Annotated in this window: 16 protein-coding genes; 12 read left to right on the top strand and 4 right to left on the bottom strand. The window is 62.7% G+C overall.

All coding sequences use genetic code 11. The features are described 5' to 3' along the window. Positions 1-4: 4 nt before the first annotated feature. The 3 genes from AVE30378_RS00245 to AVE30378_RS00235 form a co-directional block, all read right to left on the bottom strand. Positions 5-964 carry an AAA family ATPase gene (locus tag AVE30378_RS00245; RefSeq protein WP_129238768.1) on the bottom strand — a complete coding sequence of 320 codons (960 nt, stop codon included), beginning with the start codon at positions 962-964 and terminating at the stop codon, positions 5-7. 42 nt (positions 965-1,006) lie between these two features. Continuing rightward, the gene (locus tag AVE30378_RS00240; protein WP_129238767.1) at positions 1,007-2,149 is read right to left on the bottom strand and encodes a formylglycine-generating enzyme family protein; all 1,143 of its coding nucleotides are present in this window, start codon (positions 2,147-2,149) and stop codon (positions 1,007-1,009) included. Between the two features lie 349 nt (positions 2,150-2,498). Next, positions 2,499-3,383 (bottom strand): LysR family transcriptional regulator, encoded by an 885-nt coding sequence (locus tag AVE30378_RS00235; protein WP_129238766.1) that lies wholly within the window; start codon positions 3,381-3,383, stop codon positions 2,499-2,501. 117 nt (positions 3,384-3,500) lie between these two features. Between AVE30378_RS00235 and AVE30378_RS00230 the strand changes: the two genes are divergently transcribed. The 7 genes from AVE30378_RS00230 to AVE30378_RS00200 all read left to right on the top strand — a co-directional run bounded on the left by AVE30378_RS00230 (position 3,501) and on the right by AVE30378_RS00200 (position 9,845). Continuing rightward, on the top strand, positions 3,501-4,370 hold the full coding sequence (locus tag AVE30378_RS00230) for a TauD/TfdA dioxygenase family protein (RefSeq protein WP_129238765.1): 870 nt from the start codon (positions 3,501-3,503) through the stop codon (positions 4,368-4,370). Then, positions 4,367-5,728: an acyclic terpene utilization AtuA family protein gene (locus AVE30378_RS00225; protein WP_129238764.1), complete on the top strand. Its 1,362-nt coding sequence runs from the start codon at positions 4,367-4,369 to the stop codon at positions 5,726-5,728. The genes AVE30378_RS00230 and AVE30378_RS00225 overlap by 4 nt, the downstream gene beginning before the upstream one ends. Continuing rightward, entirely contained in the window at positions 5,725-6,039 is a 315-nt protein-coding gene (locus tag AVE30378_RS00220) for an AtuA-related protein (RefSeq protein ID WP_129238763.1), read from the top strand. Before AVE30378_RS00225 ends, AVE30378_RS00220 begins: the two co-directional genes overlap by 4 nt. After that, complete coding sequence (locus tag AVE30378_RS00215) at positions 6,036-7,037, top strand: 2-hydroxyacid dehydrogenase (RefSeq protein ID WP_129238762.1); 1,002 nt, start codon at positions 6,036-6,038, stop codon at positions 7,035-7,037. Before AVE30378_RS00220 ends, AVE30378_RS00215 begins: the two co-directional genes overlap by 4 nt. Then, complete coding sequence (locus tag AVE30378_RS00210; protein WP_129238761.1) at positions 7,034-7,867, top strand: HpcH/HpaI aldolase family protein; 834 nt, start codon at positions 7,034-7,036, stop codon at positions 7,865-7,867. The genes AVE30378_RS00215 and AVE30378_RS00210 overlap by 4 nt, the downstream gene beginning before the upstream one ends. A gap of 45 nt (positions 7,868-7,912) precedes the next feature. Next, positions 7,913-8,833, top strand: coding sequence for an SMP-30/gluconolactonase/LRE family protein (locus AVE30378_RS00205; RefSeq protein ID WP_129238760.1), 921 nt, complete (start codon positions 7,913-7,915; stop codon positions 8,831-8,833). 61 nt (positions 8,834-8,894) lie between these two features. Further along, positions 8,895-9,845: a Bug family tripartite tricarboxylate transporter substrate binding protein gene (locus AVE30378_RS00200; protein WP_244234933.1), complete on the top strand. Its 951-nt coding sequence runs from the start codon at positions 8,895-8,897 to the stop codon at positions 9,843-9,845. 63 nt (positions 9,846-9,908) lie between these two features. On the opposite strand, the gene AVE30378_RS00195 is transcribed toward AVE30378_RS00200, so the two are convergent. Beyond that, complete coding sequence (locus tag AVE30378_RS00195) at positions 9,909-10,475, bottom strand: helix-turn-helix domain-containing protein (RefSeq protein WP_129238758.1); 567 nt, start codon at positions 10,473-10,475, stop codon at positions 9,909-9,911. Between the two features lie 221 nt (positions 10,476-10,696). Between AVE30378_RS00195 and AVE30378_RS00190 the strand changes: the two genes are divergently transcribed. From AVE30378_RS00190 to AVE30378_RS00170, 5 genes are all read left to right on the top strand, one after another. Further along, positions 10,697-12,061, top strand: a complete 1,365-nt coding sequence (locus AVE30378_RS00190; protein ID WP_129238757.1) for an LLM class flavin-dependent oxidoreductase — start codon at positions 10,697-10,699, stop codon at positions 12,059-12,061. Between the two features lie 7 nt (positions 12,062-12,068). After that, positions 12,069-12,572 carry a flavin reductase gene (locus AVE30378_RS00185; protein ID WP_129238756.1) on the top strand — a complete coding sequence of 168 codons (504 nt, stop codon included), beginning with the start codon at positions 12,069-12,071 and terminating at the stop codon, positions 12,570-12,572. A 94-nt stretch (positions 12,573-12,666) separates the two neighbouring features. Beyond that, the gene (locus AVE30378_RS00180; protein ID WP_129238755.1) at positions 12,667-14,100 is read left to right on the top strand and encodes an NAD-dependent succinate-semialdehyde dehydrogenase; all 1,434 of its coding nucleotides are present in this window, start codon (positions 12,667-12,669) and stop codon (positions 14,098-14,100) included. Positions 14,101-14,235: 135 nt separating this feature from the next. After that, positions 14,236-14,448: a DUF3311 domain-containing protein gene (locus AVE30378_RS00175; protein WP_129238754.1), complete on the top strand. Its 213-nt coding sequence runs from the start codon at positions 14,236-14,238 to the stop codon at positions 14,446-14,448. Beyond that, a complete protein-coding gene (locus AVE30378_RS00170) occupies positions 14,445-15,923 on the top strand; it encodes a sodium:solute symporter family protein (RefSeq protein ID WP_129238753.1) in 1,479 nt (492 codons plus the stop codon). The genes AVE30378_RS00175 and AVE30378_RS00170 overlap by 4 nt, the downstream gene beginning before the upstream one ends.

The raw sequence follows: 15,923 nt of genomic DNA, 5'->3' as shown, positions 1-15,923 counted from the left end.
AGCCCTATGCCGGCACCGCGACCGTGTCCAGCAGGCGGTCGATCACCGCGTCGGGCGTCACCCCGTCGCCCACGGCGTCGTAAGACAGGTGCAGGCGGTGGCGCAGCACGGCGTGGGCGACTTCGCGCACGTCGTCCGGCGAGCTGAAATCGGCGCCCGACAGCCAGGCATGCGCGCGCGCCGCCCGGTCCAGCGCAATGGCGCCGCGCGGACTGGCGCCCACCTGTATCCAGCGCGCCAGCTCGGCGTCGCCCGGGCCGCGGGTGGCGTTCACCAGGTCGACGATGTACCGGTCGACCGCCGGCGCGACGTGAACCGCCGCGACCTCGGCCCGGCATGCGAACAGGTCATCCTGCGACAGGCGCATGGCAGCCTCCTGCCTCTCGGGCGCCTGGCGCAACAGCGCCAGCATCGCCACCTCGTCGCCGGCTTCCGGATAATCGAAGCAGATCTTCATCAGGAAGCGGTCCATCTGCGCTTCCGGCAAGGGATAGGTGCCCTCCTGCTCGATCGGATTCTGCGTGGCCAACACCATGAACAGCGGGGGCATGGGCCGGGTCGTGCCGCCCACGGTTATCTGGCGCTCTTCCATCGCTTCCAGCAGGGCCGACTGGACCTTCGCCGGCGCCCGGTTCACTTCGTCCGCCAGGATGAGATTGCCGAACAGCGGACCCGGCTGGAATGCGACCTGGTGGCGTCCTTCGGCATCCTGCTGCAATACGTCGGCGCCCGTGATGTCCGAGGGCAGCAAATCCGGCGTGAACTGGATACGGCGCATCTCGGCCGCCAGGTGCGCGGCCAATGCCTTGACGGAACGCGTCTTGGCCAGGCCGGGCAGGCTTTCCAGCAACACGTGCCCATCTGCCAGCAGCGCTACGATGATCTTCCGGATCACCTGCTCCTGGCCGAGCACCAATCGGGACACCGCCAATTCAAGCGCCAGAATGCCATCCCGGTTCGCCATGCCTCTTCCCCCATCGATAAGCTGCTCATGAAGAGCGGATACTCAACGACTGGCGATGCTGCCCTGCCGTGCCTTGGCCAGCTTCCATTGTTCTGGCGTCATGACGGTCCGGAAACCGAGATGCGACATGGGATTGAGCGGATCGGTGCCGCGCCGAGCGCTGGCGCGGTAACTGATGCAATAAGTGTCGCTGCACAGAAAGGAGCCGCCGCGCGTCACGCGTTTGGGCGCCGAGACAGGCACATTGCCATCGTCTGGATCGAAACTGTCGGCCGGGCCGGCGGGATCCGCCGGGGGTTGGCGGAATTGGGCCTGGGTCCGGAAAGCGTCCGCGCGGTACCAGTCGGCGGTCCATTGCCAGACGTTCCCCGCCATGTCATAGAGGCCGTAGCCGTTGGACGCGAAGCTGCCTACCGGCGTCGTGCCGACCTGCACCTTTTCGTCCTTGACGACCGGAAACGGTTGCTGCTGCTGGACGTCCCAGATATTGGCCATGGGCTTGCCCTGCGGCAGGAGTTCGTTGCCCCAGCTATAGGTAGCCTGTTCCAGGCCGCCGCGCGCGGCGAATTCCCATTCGGCCTCGGTGGGCAGCCGTTTGCCGGCCCATTTCGCATACGCCTGGGCATCCTCGAACGACACCTGCACCACGGGATGATCGTCCTTGCCGGCGATATTGCTGGCCGGCCCTTGCGGATGCCGCCAGTTGGCGCCCGGCACGAAACGCCACCAGCGCGAATAGTCGCGCAGGGAAACCTCGGTCTCCGTTCCGACGAACACCATGGCGCCGGGCACCAACGCGCTATCGTCGGGAGGAAGCGTGCCCGGTGGCAACTGGGGCTGCAGATCTTCCCAGCGCGGTTTCTTTTCCGCGGTGGTGACGTATCCGGTGGCGTCGACGAAGCGGCGGAATTCCGCATTGGTCACGTCATGCACGTCCATCCAGAATCCGCTGACCCGCACCTTGTGCGCAGGCCGCTCATTGGGCTGCGACATCTGATGGTCGTTGCCCATCAGGAATTCGGTTCCTGGGATCCAGGCCATGCCGGCGGGCCCGCTTTTGCCATCGCCTAGTTTGACGGTGGGAACGTCAGGAGCGGCGCCAGACCCCGCCACATATGCGCCAATCGCCCCTGTTGCCGCGAAAATAGCCGCTACGGTCAATCCGATCTTAAGCTGATGTTTCACGAGCTCTCTCCGTGACGCGAGTCAAGCTGAGAACAAGGCGCCTCGCAAAAATAGAAACGCCGCTATATTGCGCTAGATCAAAAATAATTCCGAATTCGGGACCGCGCTATCCGAAAAGCGAAAACACAAGGAAAGTTCTTTGTACCTTTTGGCTTTTGGTGTGAACAGGAGTGACGCTCCCCAGCTATGAATTGTGTTTAACCGTTTGGCGTTTTTCTGAATGTATTAATTCTGTCCAAGAAATTTCGTGGGCAAATGGAAATGGACGAGCGTCCCCCCGAAAAAGAACCTTTTTTCTCGGGATCGACGTTCAGCCGCAGCAGCCGGGAGAGTGTCTCGATGTCTGTGTTCAATCTGCACCCGCCACCAACTCCCGCAACGCCTGCGCGAATCGCATAGTCGCCCGCGACTGCGGGCGGTCCTTCGGAAAGATCAAACAAAGCTGCAACGCCACCTGCGGCCGGAACGGGCGCAGCACCACACCGGGCAGCGCATATTGGTTCACCGTTGCCAGGTCCACCAGCCCTACGCCCACGCCTTCCGCCGCCATCAGGCATGCCGCAAGCGAAGAATTGACTTCGACAGCCACTCGCGGGACAGGAAACCCGCCCGCTTCGCACGCTTCACGGATTCCCGCGCCGATGCGCGTGGTGGGCCCTGTCGATATTACGGTGGTCGTTTCCAGATGCTTGGGCTCCAGGATCTTGTGCCTGGCCAACGGCGACTGGCGGTGCACGGCACACACCAGTTTGGATTCCGACAGTGCCTCCATCAAGACCCCTGGATCCAGGACAGGCCCGTAGACAAAGCCGATATCGACTTCCCGCCGGGCAACGCGTTCGGTCACCAGTGTCGTCGGCAGCGACTGTATGGTGACCTGGGACCCGAACGTCTTCAGCTTGGAAATGGCCTTGGGTATATACGCGTTCACCAAAGTGGGCGCCGCGGCGACGGCCAGGCGGCCGGTCCTGCCGCCCTGCATTTCCTCGACCATCCGGTTCAGCGTCCCGATGCGGCCAAAGATCTCCTGCACGTCGGGAAACAGATCGTAGGCTTCGGGCGTGGGCTGCAGGCGCCCTCCTATCCGTTCGAAGAGCTTCAGGCCTAGCTGTTGCTCCGCATGGCGAAGCACGTTGCTGACCGAGGGCTGGGTCACGTTCAACAGGTGGGCGGCCGCCGTCACGGACCCGGACTGCATGATCGCGTAAAAGACTTCGATATGGCGCAGGTTCACAGACGGGCCTCTCAAACCCATTCATAGAATGAATAGAGTACCCAATAACAATCATTATCAGCAAATGTTCTGCAAGCTCATACTTCTTTCCAGGCTTCACCACTAGGGAGGAATGGAATGGAAACGCTGAAAGAAGATCATCTGATGTCGCGCCCCTTGACCGGCCATGGCCTGGGGGTCGAAGTGCGAGGCGTCCATCTGGGCGGCGATTTGCCGGATTCGGTGATCGAAACCTTGCGGGCGCTGTGGAGCGAGCACGCCGTGCTGGTGGTCCGCGACCAGCAGTTGGACCCGCCCGCGTTCCTGCGCGCCGCCGGGATTTTTGGGGAAATCCTGCCCCAGCAGCTCAGCAAGTTTTCGCTGCCCGAATATCCGCTGATAGGCACTATCTCCAGCCGCGATCTGCCTGTCGTGGACGGCAAGGTGCACGTGCGCGGCGAAAACTATCACACCGATCATTCGAACTTCCTGGAGCCGCCGATCGGCACCATGCTGCATGCGATCGAACTGCCCTCTTACGGCGGCGATACGCAGTTCGTGGACGTGCGCGCGGCGTACGACGATTTGCCCGAGGACTTGAAGGCGCGGATAGCCGGGCTGCGTTCCACCCATGTCTACGAAAGCAGCCGCAGTCCCCGCAAGATGGCGGAACTGACGCCGGAACAACGCGCGGCGACGGCCTCCTCCAGCCAGCCCTTGGTGATCCAGCACCCGACGAACCATCGTCCCGCGCTGTATTTGAATACGGGGCGCATGGAGGGCATAGAAGGCATGTCCGAGGAGGAAGGCTACGCACTGATAAATTATCTGTATGAACGCGCCACGCAACCGCGCTATGAATATCGGCATCGGTGGCAAGCAGGCGATTTCGTGCTGTGGGATAACCGCAGTGTGATGCACCAGGCCAATGCCGATTTCGATCCCGCGGAATATCGCTACCTTTATCGGCTGATGCTCAAGGGCGATGCCTTGAAGGGGTGGCAATGAGCCAGACGCCATCACGCCCATTGCGCATCGGCGCCGGGGCCAGTTTTGCCGACGACCGGATTGCGCCGGCCGTCGATCTCGCCGAACGCGGCGGGCTCGATTACCTGGCATTCGAGTGCCTGGCCGAGCGTACCGTGGCCCGCGAGAACCTGTCGAGGCTGAAGAACCCCAAGCTGGGCTACACCCCCAGGCTGATGGACCGCATGAGCCAGGTGCTGCCGGCCGCGCTGAAAAACGGGGTGAAGATAATTACGAATATGGGGGCCGCCAATCCCATCGCGGCCACCGAGCTGGTGCATGAATTTGCACAGAGGGAAGGCGTGGGGCCTTTGCATTCGGCCGCGGTGCTGGGCGACGATATCACCGACCTTCTGCGCGATCAGCCGGGACTTCGCCTGATGGAGTCGGGAAGTCCGCTGGAAGAACTGTTGCCGCGCATGGTGTCCGCCAATGCCTACCTGGGCGCGGACGTCATCGTCCGCGCGTTGCGCACGGGCGCCCAACTGGTGGTGACCGGACGCGTCGCGGACCCGTCGCTTTATTTGGCGGCCGCCATGCACCATTACGGCTGGGCCTACGATGATTGGGCGCGCATGGCGGCGGGAACGGCGGCCGGGCATCTGCTTGAGTGCTGCGCACAGGTCAGCGGCGGATGCTTTGCCAGCCCGGGCCGCAAGGATGTGCCCGACTTGGCCAGGCTGGGATTCCCCTTTGTCGATATGCAGCCGGACGGGGACTTCATCGTCAGCAAAATGGAGCACGCCGGCGGACGGGTCGATCTGGCCACGTGTAAAGAGCAGTTGATCTATGAATTGCACGATCCGGTGGCGTATATAACGCCGGACTGCGTGCTGGACATTACCGAACTGGAAATGCGGCAGGCCGGACCGAACCGGGTGCATATCACGGGCGCCCGGGCGCGGCCCCGCACGGACACCTACAAAGTAACGGTCGGATATACCGATGGCTTCATTGGCGAAGGCCAGATTTCCTATGCGGGGATTGACGCGGTAGCCAGGGCGGAACTCGCGGCCAGCGTCATCAGGCAGCGCCTGGCTGACACGGGCCACCGGTATAGCGAGTTGCGCGTGGATCTGATCGGCATCAATAGCCTGCACTCCAAACGCGCGCTGGACGCGGACCCTTACGAAGTCCGATTGCGTATCGCGGCGCGCACGGCCGACCGGAAATCGGCAGAGGCCGTCGGCTTCGAGACCCGCGCGCTCCATGTGAACGGACCCGCCGGCGGCGCGGGCGGCTCCGACCCCCTGGTGAAAGAGGTATTGGCGGTGCAGTCGGTACTGATCCCGCGTACCCAGGTCGATCCGCGGGTCACCATCGAGGAGTTCCGTTCATGACATGCGTAAATGATCTGGCGCACGGCCGGGCTGGCGACAAGGGCAATACGTCCAATATCTCGGTCATTGCCTACGACGATGACGGCTGGGCGATCCTGCGTGAACACTTGACCGAGGCGGTGGTCCAGCAGGCGTTTTCGCACTTTGCCACCGGGCCGGTCATCCGTTATGAGCTTCCCCGCCTGAAAGCCCTGAACTTTGTGATCCACGGGGCGCTGGGCGGCGGCGTGACGCGCTCGCTGGCCCAGGACGCGCACGGGAAATCGCTGTCCAGCTTGATGATGACCATCGAATTGCCAGGTGTCCAATGACCGGAAAATCCAGTTACTCGATAGTGTTCATGGACGTGCTGGCGCCCGCGGTGCAGCGGGCGATCGCGTCCGTCTTCGAGCCGCCGTTCGTCGTGCAGTTCGCAATGAACTACGACCCAGCCCATCAACTCGACCTGTGCCGGTCCGCGGACTTCCTGGTCCCCGGCTGGGCGCAGCTTACGGCGGAAATGCTGGAAGCGGCCACGCGCGTCAAAGCGGTCCACAAATGGGGCATAGGGGTGGACCGCATCGATGTCGCGGCAGCGAAACGGCTAGGTATCCCTGTCGTCATTACGGCGGGTTCCAATGCCGGTCCGGTATCGGAATTGGCCATCGCCTTGATGTTGGCGGTGTATCGCCGGATTTACTACGTGAACCGGGAAATGCGCGCAGGGAAATGGCCCAAGTCCGAAATGCGGGAAAGCTGCTTTCAGATCCACGGGAAAACCGTGGGCTTGGTGGGTTTCGGGAACATAGGGCGAAAAGTCGCGCGCCGGCTGTCCGGGTTCGAGCCGCAGCGGATCCTGTACTGCGACCAGTCCCCTGCTCCACCGGAAATCGAGCAATCGCTGGGCGCCCGCAGGGTCGAATTTCATGAACTTCTGGCCAGTAGCGACATCGTCAGCCTGCATGCGCCCTATACCAACGAAACGCGCCATCTGATCGGCCGCGCCAGCATCGGCCGCATGAAGAAGGGCTCGGTGTTGATAAACACGGCCCGCGGCGAACTGGTGGACGAGGCCGCCTTGGCCGATGCGTTGGCACGCGGCCACCTGCTGGGCGCCGGACTGGACGCATTCGACCCGGAGCCTCCGGATCTGGACAGCCCGCTGTTGAAGCTGGATCAAGTCATCGTCACGCCGCACGCCGGCGGCGGCGTGTTCGACAACGTGGTGCCTGTTGCCGCGCACGTGCTGCGCAACCTGAAGTGTTTCATGGCGGGCCAGCCTATTGCCCAGCAGGACGTGATCAACGCGGGAACCCGGAGACCGATATGACGGCAGCTATTTCGTCCGACGCGTCGCTGACGCTTTCCAACCCCTTGATGGACACGCTGCGCGCTGGAAAGCTGGGCCTGTCGATGATCGTGAAGCAGGTGCAGACCGCCGACATCGCCATCGCCGCCGCCACGGCGGGCTACGACGCGATAAACATCGACCTGGAACATTCCGTGATTCCGGAATCGGCCGCGGCGCAGATCTGCCTGTTGGCCCAGCGGGTGGGCGTCACTCCGCTGGTGCGCGTGCCCACCCATGATGCGCATTACATCAACCGCATCCTGGATGCGGGCGCGCTGGGTATCGTGGCGCCGCACGTCGAGTCGGCGCGGGAAGCCGAGAAAATCGCCAAGGCGGCGCGATTTGCGCCTCGCGGAGAACGCTCCGTCGCCAGCAACTGGCCGCAGCTTGGGTATAGAAAGCTTCCGGCAGCCGTTGCGCGGCAAATGCTGGATGACGCGACGACGGTGATCGTGATGCTGGAGTCGCCCAACGCCATCGCGAAAGCCCGCGAAATCGCCCAGGTTCCCGGCGTCGACATCATCCACGTTGGAACATCGGACCTGTGCGATGCGCTGGGCATTCCCGGACAGTTCTCCCATCCCCGCATCACCGACAGCCTGTCGCAGGTCGTGGAAGCATGTGCCGGCACCGGAAAATTCGTGGGATGCGGCGGCTTGGGAAACAACCCCGAAGTCATGCAGTCCATGTTGGCGTTGGGGGTCCGTTTCCTGACCGGAGGAAATGAATGGGCGTTCATGTTGAGCGAGGCGACCCGGCGGGCGGAGATGCTGCGCGCGCTGCCCTTGCCCACGGCGGCCGCGGACTGACCGCTGCTATTGGCGAAGCTGGCAGTTTCTAACAGAGGAAAAAGCATGCGTGTGATTGCAGAAGATCTTTGGTTTCCGGAAGGCCCGGTTTGGGTGGGCGACGGCAGCCTGCTCGTCGTAGAAATTCGCCGTAAGACACTTACCCGGATTTTCCCGGACGGCCGCAAGCATGTCGTGGCGGAACTGGGCGGCGGTCCGAACGGCGCCGCCATGGGGCCGGACGGCCATTGCTATGTCGCCAACAATGGGGGCTTTGCGTTCAGGCAGCGCGCCGACGGCCGATGGGTAACCAGCGGAACGCCCGAGGACTACCGTACGGGCCGAATCGAACGGGTGAATATCGAGACCGGCAAAGTCGAAGTCCTGTACGACAAGGTCGACGGGCGCAATATCCGCGGCCCCAACGACCTGGTGATCGACAGCCACGGGGGGATCTGGTTCACCGATCCGGGCAAGACGCGGCACCGCGATTGGGATCGCGGCAGCATCTGCTATGCAAAGCTGGACGGCTCCTACATCGAAGAAAAGGTGTTTCCCATCCATAAACCCAATGGCATCGGTTTGTCGCCGGACGGAAATACGCTGTATGTCGCGGAAACCGAAACCGCGCGGCTATGGGCGTGGGACCTGGCGGCGCCTGGCCAAATGAAGCATCCCACCGAGGCGGGCCCCGACTCCCCCCACGGCAGCCGCCTGATGTACGCCAGCAGCCAGTATCAACGCTTCGATTCGCTGGCGGTCGAAGCCGACGGCTCGGTCGCCATCGGAACCCTGGACCGCGGCGGAATCACCGCGGTACGGCCGGATGGCTCGGCCGAATTCACCAAGGTGGACGGCGACACCCACATCACCAATCTTTGCTTTGGCGGCAAGGAAATGCGCAAAGCCTATGTCACGCAGTCGTACGCCGGACGGCTGGTCGAAATCGATTGGCCGCGCGCCGGACTAGGCCTGTTCGAGGTATGACGCAGCACCGACCGAAACCAGAGGGACGCAGGAGACACACATGAAAAAACTGATAACCCGCTTGCTGATCGCGTTGATTGGCGCCTGTACGTTCACCGCCGCCTGTGCGGACGACCCCTACCCCACCCGATCCGTGCGCGTGTTGGTCGGCTATTCGCCCGGCGGCGCCACCGATCTGCAGGCGCGCCTGTTGGCCGAAGGCCTGCAGAAACAATTGGGCCAGTCGTTTATCGTTGAAAACCGCCAGGGCGCCTCGGGCGTGCTGGCGGCCACGGCGTTGAAGTCGCAACCGCCCGATGGCTATACGCTGATGGTGGCTACGTCTGGCGCCATGGCCATTCCGCAGAACTTTCAAAAGCTGCCCTATGACCCGTTGACCGATTTCGTGCCCGTCGCGCAGATAGTCGCGAACGATCTGGTCATGATCGTGAACAACAAATCGCCCGCTCACGACCTGGCCAGTTTTGTACAACTGGTCAAATCCCAGAAAGGCAGCTACAGCTATGGGGTTTCGGGCCACGGTTCGATTACGCACGTTGCCGGAGAGCGCCTGAAGCAGGAGCTGGGCATCGATATGCAGGTAGTGCCCTACCGCGGCGACTCGATGGCGTTCGCCGATACGCTGGGCGGATCGGTGCCGGCGTCCTTCGTGGCCATGCCGTCGGTGGACCAGGCGGTGAAGGCCGGGCAAGTCAAGGCCCTGTTCGTGACCGGATCGAAAAGGCTGTCGGCGTTTCCGGACTTGCCGACGCTTGCCGAACTGGGGCATCCCGACTTTGTGATGAGCTCGTGGATTGCCGTGTTTGCGCCCGCCGGCACGCCCGCGCCCATCGTCAAGAAACTCTCCGATTCGATCGGGCGTGTCATGGCCGATGCCAAGTTGATCCAGATGCTTGAAAGCACAGGGTCGCGCGTCGAATACCGGAACCAGGCGGAATTCGAGAAGTTCTACCGGGGCGATGTGGACAGCTTCGCGCGGATCATAAAAGCGGCGAATATTTCGGCGAAGTAACGTATCGGCAGTCGGCACCAGGCCGGGGGATACTTCCCCGGCCTTCTACGAGCAGGCGGCCATCTAGCGGCGGATGAGCGCAACGACATAGACACAGGCCGTGTCTTCTTTATTGTGGAACGCACAAGCCGTTGGCAGCCCCAGTTGCAGGCAGTCGCCCTGCGCGAGGACGTGCGTGGCCTCTCCTTCCTCGAACGTCAGGGTGCCGTCCAGGACCCAGATCTGCTGGTGCTGGAAGGCAAACGCGCTGGCGGGGTACTCCACCCGCACGCCCGCCGGCAGGGTCACCTGGACCAACTCAAGCATCGTCCCGTTACGGGGCGAGATCACCCTGCGCTCGTAACCCGTTTCGGGATCTACCCAGACGGATTGGGTCTGCGCCCTGCTGAGGCGTTCTCCCGTGCGTTCGGCCAGGGCCAGCAGCATGGACAGTTGCAGTCCGAAAGCCCCGGAAAGCCGGCCCAGGATCGTCGCGGTGGGGCTGGCCTCGCACCGCTCGATCTTGCTGATCATCGCCTTGGACACGCCTGACTTCTCGGCCAGGTCTCCCAGAGACCATCCCCTGGCTTCGCGCTCTATGCGCAGCCGGCTGGCAATGGCAATGGAAGGATCGGGAAGCGGGCTATTCATTATTCATGTCTAAAAATTTCGATTCCAACCTGCGATTGTATCGGCGGGACTCGAATCCATCTGCCGCTCGCCCTGCCTAGCACAAATCGCTGGCGCGGGTTTATACCTAGCATCAGTGTCTTTGATAGTAATCAAACGTCCACTATAATTAACACCTATGCCAGATAGGCGAGCCCGGTATCGCGGGCCTCAGTCACTTAGCGCAGCTTTGGAAATCAGATATGTCACGTGAAATTCGCTTCAATGCCTTCGATATGAACTGCGTGGGCCACATCCAACAAGGCTTGTGGACCCACCCGCGCGACCAGTCGATACGCCACGGGGAGCTTCAATACTGGGTAGAGTACGCGAAAAGACTGGAGGCCGGGCTCTTCGACGGCATTTTCTTCGCCGACGTGGTGGGTGTCTACGACGTCTTCGGCGGCAACGCCGATGCCGCGCTGCGCAGCGCGGCCCAGGTGCCGGTCAACGATCCCACGCTGCTCATCCCCGCCATGGCGGCGGTGACGAAGCACTTGGGGTTCGGCGTCACGTCGAACCTGACCTACGAACAGCCGTTTCTTTTCGCCCGCCGCATGTCCACGCTGGACCACCTGACGGGGGGCCGGGTGGGCTGGAACATCGTGACCGGCTATCTCGATAGCGCCGCGCGCGCGATCGGCATCGACGGCCAGATTGCCCACGATGACCGCTATGACCTCGCCGACGAATATATGTCGCTGGTGTACAAGCTGTGGGAAGGCAGTTGGGACGACGGGGCGGTGCTGGCCGACCGGACTCGGGGGATCTACGCGGACCCGGCCAAGGTCCGGGTGATCCACCATTCCGGGCCTCAGTACAAGGTCGATGCCATGCATTTGTCCGCGCCCTCCCCTCAACGGACGCCTGTGCTCTACCAGGCGGGTTCGTCCACCCGCGGCCGCAAGTTCGCGGCGACCCATGCCGAATGTGTATTCGTGAACGGCCAAAAGAAGGAAGGCGTCAAGGAAATCGTGCGCGATATCCGGGCACAGGCCGTCCAGCTCGGCCGGCGCGCGGATGATGTGAAGGTGTTCATGGGAGCCACCCTGATCATCGGGCGGACCGAGGCCGAGGCGCAGGAGAAGTTCGAAGAGTATCGCAAGTATGTCAGCACCGAAGGCGCGCTCGCTCACGCGGCGGCCTCGCTGGGGATCGATTTCGCGAAGTACGACATCGACGAACCCATCGATACGGGCAAGAGCCAGGCCATTGTCTCGAACGTCGAAGCCATGACACGCGCCAGCGGCCCTCAATGGACCCGTCGCAAGCTCTTGGAGCAGATGGTCCTGGGCAGCAGGCAGACGCCCTGGATCGGGTCGGCGGACCAGATCGCCTCGCAGTTGATCAGTTGGAGCGAAGAGGCCGACGTCGACGGATTCAACCTGTCGCGCACCGTGGTGCCCGAGTGCTTCGACGACGTCATCCAGCTATTGATTCCCCGGCTGCAGGAACGCAGCGTCTACAAGACCGGCTATCAAGAAGGCTGCTACCGGGAAAAGCTTTTTGGCCAGGCGCGCCTTCCGGCGTCTCATCCGGCGGCGAGCTACCGCAACCAGGGCGAATAGCGACGCCATGATCGACAAATCGACCTATCGAGACGCCATGGCCGGGCTGGGCGCGGCAGTCAGCGTGATTACGAGCGAAGGCAAGGCCGGCCTGGCGGGCTGCACCGTCTCGGCCGTCTGCTCCGTGACGGACGATCCGCCCACGCTCCTCGTGTGCATCAACCGCGCGAGCAAGAATAATTCCGTGATCCGCGAAAACGGCAACCTTTGCGTGAATGTACTGGCCGGCGACCAAAGCCATATCGCCATGCAGTTCGCATCCAAGAGCGTTTCCATGGAATCGCGTTTCGCGAGCGCCACCTGGGAACGCCTGGAGACCGGAGCGCCCGCCCTGGTGGGCGGAGTGGCCGCGCTCGACTGCCAGGTAATGTCGACCAACGAAGTCGGCACGCACACCGTCTTTTATTGCGAAATCAAGGCCATCCTCAATATGGCCGGCCGAGAGGGATTGATGTATTTCGGACGGGATTTCCACCGCCTGCCGCCGGCCGCGCAGACTGTCCCCGCATAGCGTCGGCCTGACACCGCGGTCTTTTCCGGACAACCCCAACGTGACTGACCGATGGTGCGCGGAAGCGTCGCCACGGTCCAATTCGGATATCAGAATGCACTCCTACCCAGAGATTCAAATGCTCATTGCCGGCGCGTGGCGCCGGGTTCCCGGGGATCCGATCACAAACCCTTCGGACGGCACAGTCATAGGCTGGGTTCCGAAGGCAGGCGCGCAAGACCTGGACGATGCCGTCCAGGCTGCCGCGCGAGGCTTCGAAATCTGGAGGAAAACGGCTCCCGCGGCACGCGCCCAAATCATGCTCGGCGCCATAGCGCTGCTGCGCGAGCGCGCGCCGGAGATCGCCCACGCCATATCCCTCGAACAAGGGAAGACGCTGGCCCAGGCCAACGCGGAGGTGCTGCGCGGTTGCGATCTGATGACCTGGGACGCAAACGAGGGGAAGCGGCTCTATGGCCGCGTCGTCCCGGCCGAGCCGGGCATGCGGCATACGGTGGTTCGCGAGCCGCTCGGCGTCATTGCGGCCTTCACGCCGTGGAACTTCCCCATGAGCTCTCCCGCCAGAAAGGTGGGCGGCGCGCTGGCGGCGGGATGCTCCATCATTCTCAAGGCCGCGGAGGAGACGCCCGCGGGCGCGGTGCTTCTGGCAAAGGCCTTCATGGATGCCGGCTTGCCCGCTGGGGTGCTGAATGTCGTCTTCGGCGATCCGGCGATGATCTCGGCGCATCTGATCGCCAGTCCCGCCGTCCGGGGAATTACTTTTACCGGTTCGACTCCCGTGGGCAAGCACCTGGCGGGCCTGGCCGCGCAATATATGAAGCCGGCGATCCTGGAACTGGGCGGGCATGCCCCGGTGGTGATCTGCGAAGACGCGGACCCCGACAAAGCGGCTCTGGCCTGCGTCAAGGGGAAGTTGAACAACGCCGGGCAGGTATGCGTCGCTCCAACCCGATTCTTCGTCCATGCTGACGTTTATCAGCTTTTCGTCGACGCCATGCGCCGCCACTCGTCCGCCATCAAGGCGGGCCATGCCCTGGATCCCGCCAGCGACATCGGTCCGGTAGTGAACCAGCGCCGATTCGACGCCATTCAGGGCCTGGTGCGGGACGCGGTGGAGCGTGGCGCCCATGTCGTATGCGGCGGCGATCCTTCGCCCGGCCCGGGCCACGTCTACCCTTTCACCGTGCTCAGCGATGTGCCGGACGACGCCCGGGCCATGAACGAAGAGCCTTTCGGCCCCCTGTGTCTGATCACGCGCGTGGACAGCGTCGACGAGGCGATCGAGCGCGCCAACGCCCTGCCCTACGGATTGGCGGGCTACGCGTTCACCAGGTCGGCCGCCAACGCCTACAAGTTGAGCGACGGGCTGGAAGTTGGAAACCTGGCGATCAACCACCTCGTGTCTGCCGTGTCCGAGACGCCGTTCGGCGGAGTCAAAGAGAGCGGCTACGGCCGGGAAGGCGGAATAGAAGGCCTTGAGTGCTATACGCAGGTCAAGAGCATCTCGCATTTGATGGATTGGGGCTAGGCCCCCCATCGTCGATAAGCGGTGAGCGTCGGCCACGTTCACCGTAACAACCGCGCGCAGGGACTGTCGAGGCGATAGGTATCGCCTTGAGGCCGGCGCGCGTCCAATCACAAGGGAAAACTTGGAGTTCTATCCATGCGAGCCGTCCACACATTGGCGTTTGCGCCAGTTCTTATGGTCCTTGTAGGGCCGTTCTTCCTGAATCGCGTTACCCCGTTCCTGCTGGGAATGCCGTTCCTGCTTTCCTGGCTCACGCTATCCCTCGTTCTGACTTCGATTGTGATGGCGATCATCTACTACTCCGACCAAGCAGCGGATTCCACCGACAAGGACGATCACACAAAATGAACAGCGCACTGATCTTTATTGCATTGGCTGTCGGGGTTGCCCTGTACCTGGGGATACGGGCAAGGCGGGGCAAGGACATGAGCCTGGAACAGTGGACGGTCGGCGGCCGGGGGTTCGGCGCCGCGATCGTCTTCCTGCTGATGGCCGGCGAAATCTATACGACGTTCGTGTTTCTGGGCGGCAGCGGATTCGCCTACGGCACTGGCGCGGGGGCGTACTACCTCCTGGGGTATGGAAGCCTGCCGTTCGTGCTTTCCTATTTCATCCTTCCCGCCGTCTGGAGGTATGCGAAGGAACGCCGGCTGCTCTCCCAGCCGGACTTCTTCGCCGCAAAATACAAGAGCAACGCCATTGGCGTCCTGGTCGCCGTTGTCGGCTTCATCGCGCTCATCCCCTACCTGGTCCTTCAGCTCAAGGGCCTGGGCATCATCGTAAGCATCTCGTCCTATTCGGCGATTTCGTCGCAACAGGGCGTGATCATCGGCGCAATCGTCGTTGCCTTATATGTGGCGCTCTCGGGCGTCCACGGCTCGGCCTGGACGTCGGTCATCAAAGATGCGCTGGTCATGCTGGTGGCCGTTTTCATGGGGCTGTACCTGCCATATCACTACTATGGCGGTATTGAAAACATGTTCGCCGCAATCGAAACGGCCAAGCCGGGTTTCCTCGCCCTCCGGGACGTGGGCCAGAGCCCCACGTGGATGGTTTCGACTGTCGTCCTGTCCACGCTCGGCTTCTACATGTGGCCTCATATGTTCATGGCCGTGTACACCGCCAAGGGTGAAGGCGTGCTGCGCAAGAACGCATTCATCCTGCCGATCTACCAATTGATGCTGCTGTTCATCCTGTTCGTCGGCTTCTCCGCCGTGCTCCAGGTGCCAGGCCTGAAAGGCGGCGATATCGATCTGGCGCTGTTCAAGATCGCCCTGCAGACGTTCGACCCCTGGTTTGTCGGCGTCATTGGCGCGGCGGGCATCCTGACCGCGCTGGTTCCGGGCTCCATGATCCTGATGACGTCGGCGACGCTTCTTGCCAACAACGTCTACCGGCCGATGCGTCCCGGCGTGGAAGACGCCCACATCGCCCGGGTCGCGAAATGCCTTGCGCCCGTCATCATGGCGGTCGCGGTCTGGTTCACGCTGGGAGGAGGAGACACGATTGTCGCGCTTCTGCTCATGGCCTACGCATTCGTCACGCAGCTTTTCCCGGTCTTCCTGGCCAGCCTGTTGCCGTCCAATCCCGTCACCAAGCCGGCGGCATTCGCCGGAATCACTGTCGGCGTTTCGACGGTCGCCTACGTGTCCCTGACCAAGCAGACGGTCGCCAGCATGTTTCCCTTTCTTCCGGCGGCGCTGAAGGACATGAACGTCGGCATCGTTGCGCTGGTGTTCAACCTGATCGTGCTGATCGCCGTGAGCGCCATGACGCGAGGCTTCTCCACCGCTGGCCGCGTGCCTGCCAACGCTTCCTCCTAA

The sequence above is a fragment of the Achromobacter veterisilvae genome, assembly GCF_900496975.1.
Taxonomy (GTDB): domain Bacteria; phylum Pseudomonadota; class Gammaproteobacteria; order Burkholderiales; family Burkholderiaceae_B; genus Achromobacter; species Achromobacter veterisilvae.
This window is presented reverse-complemented; position numbering and strand designations above follow the sequence as displayed.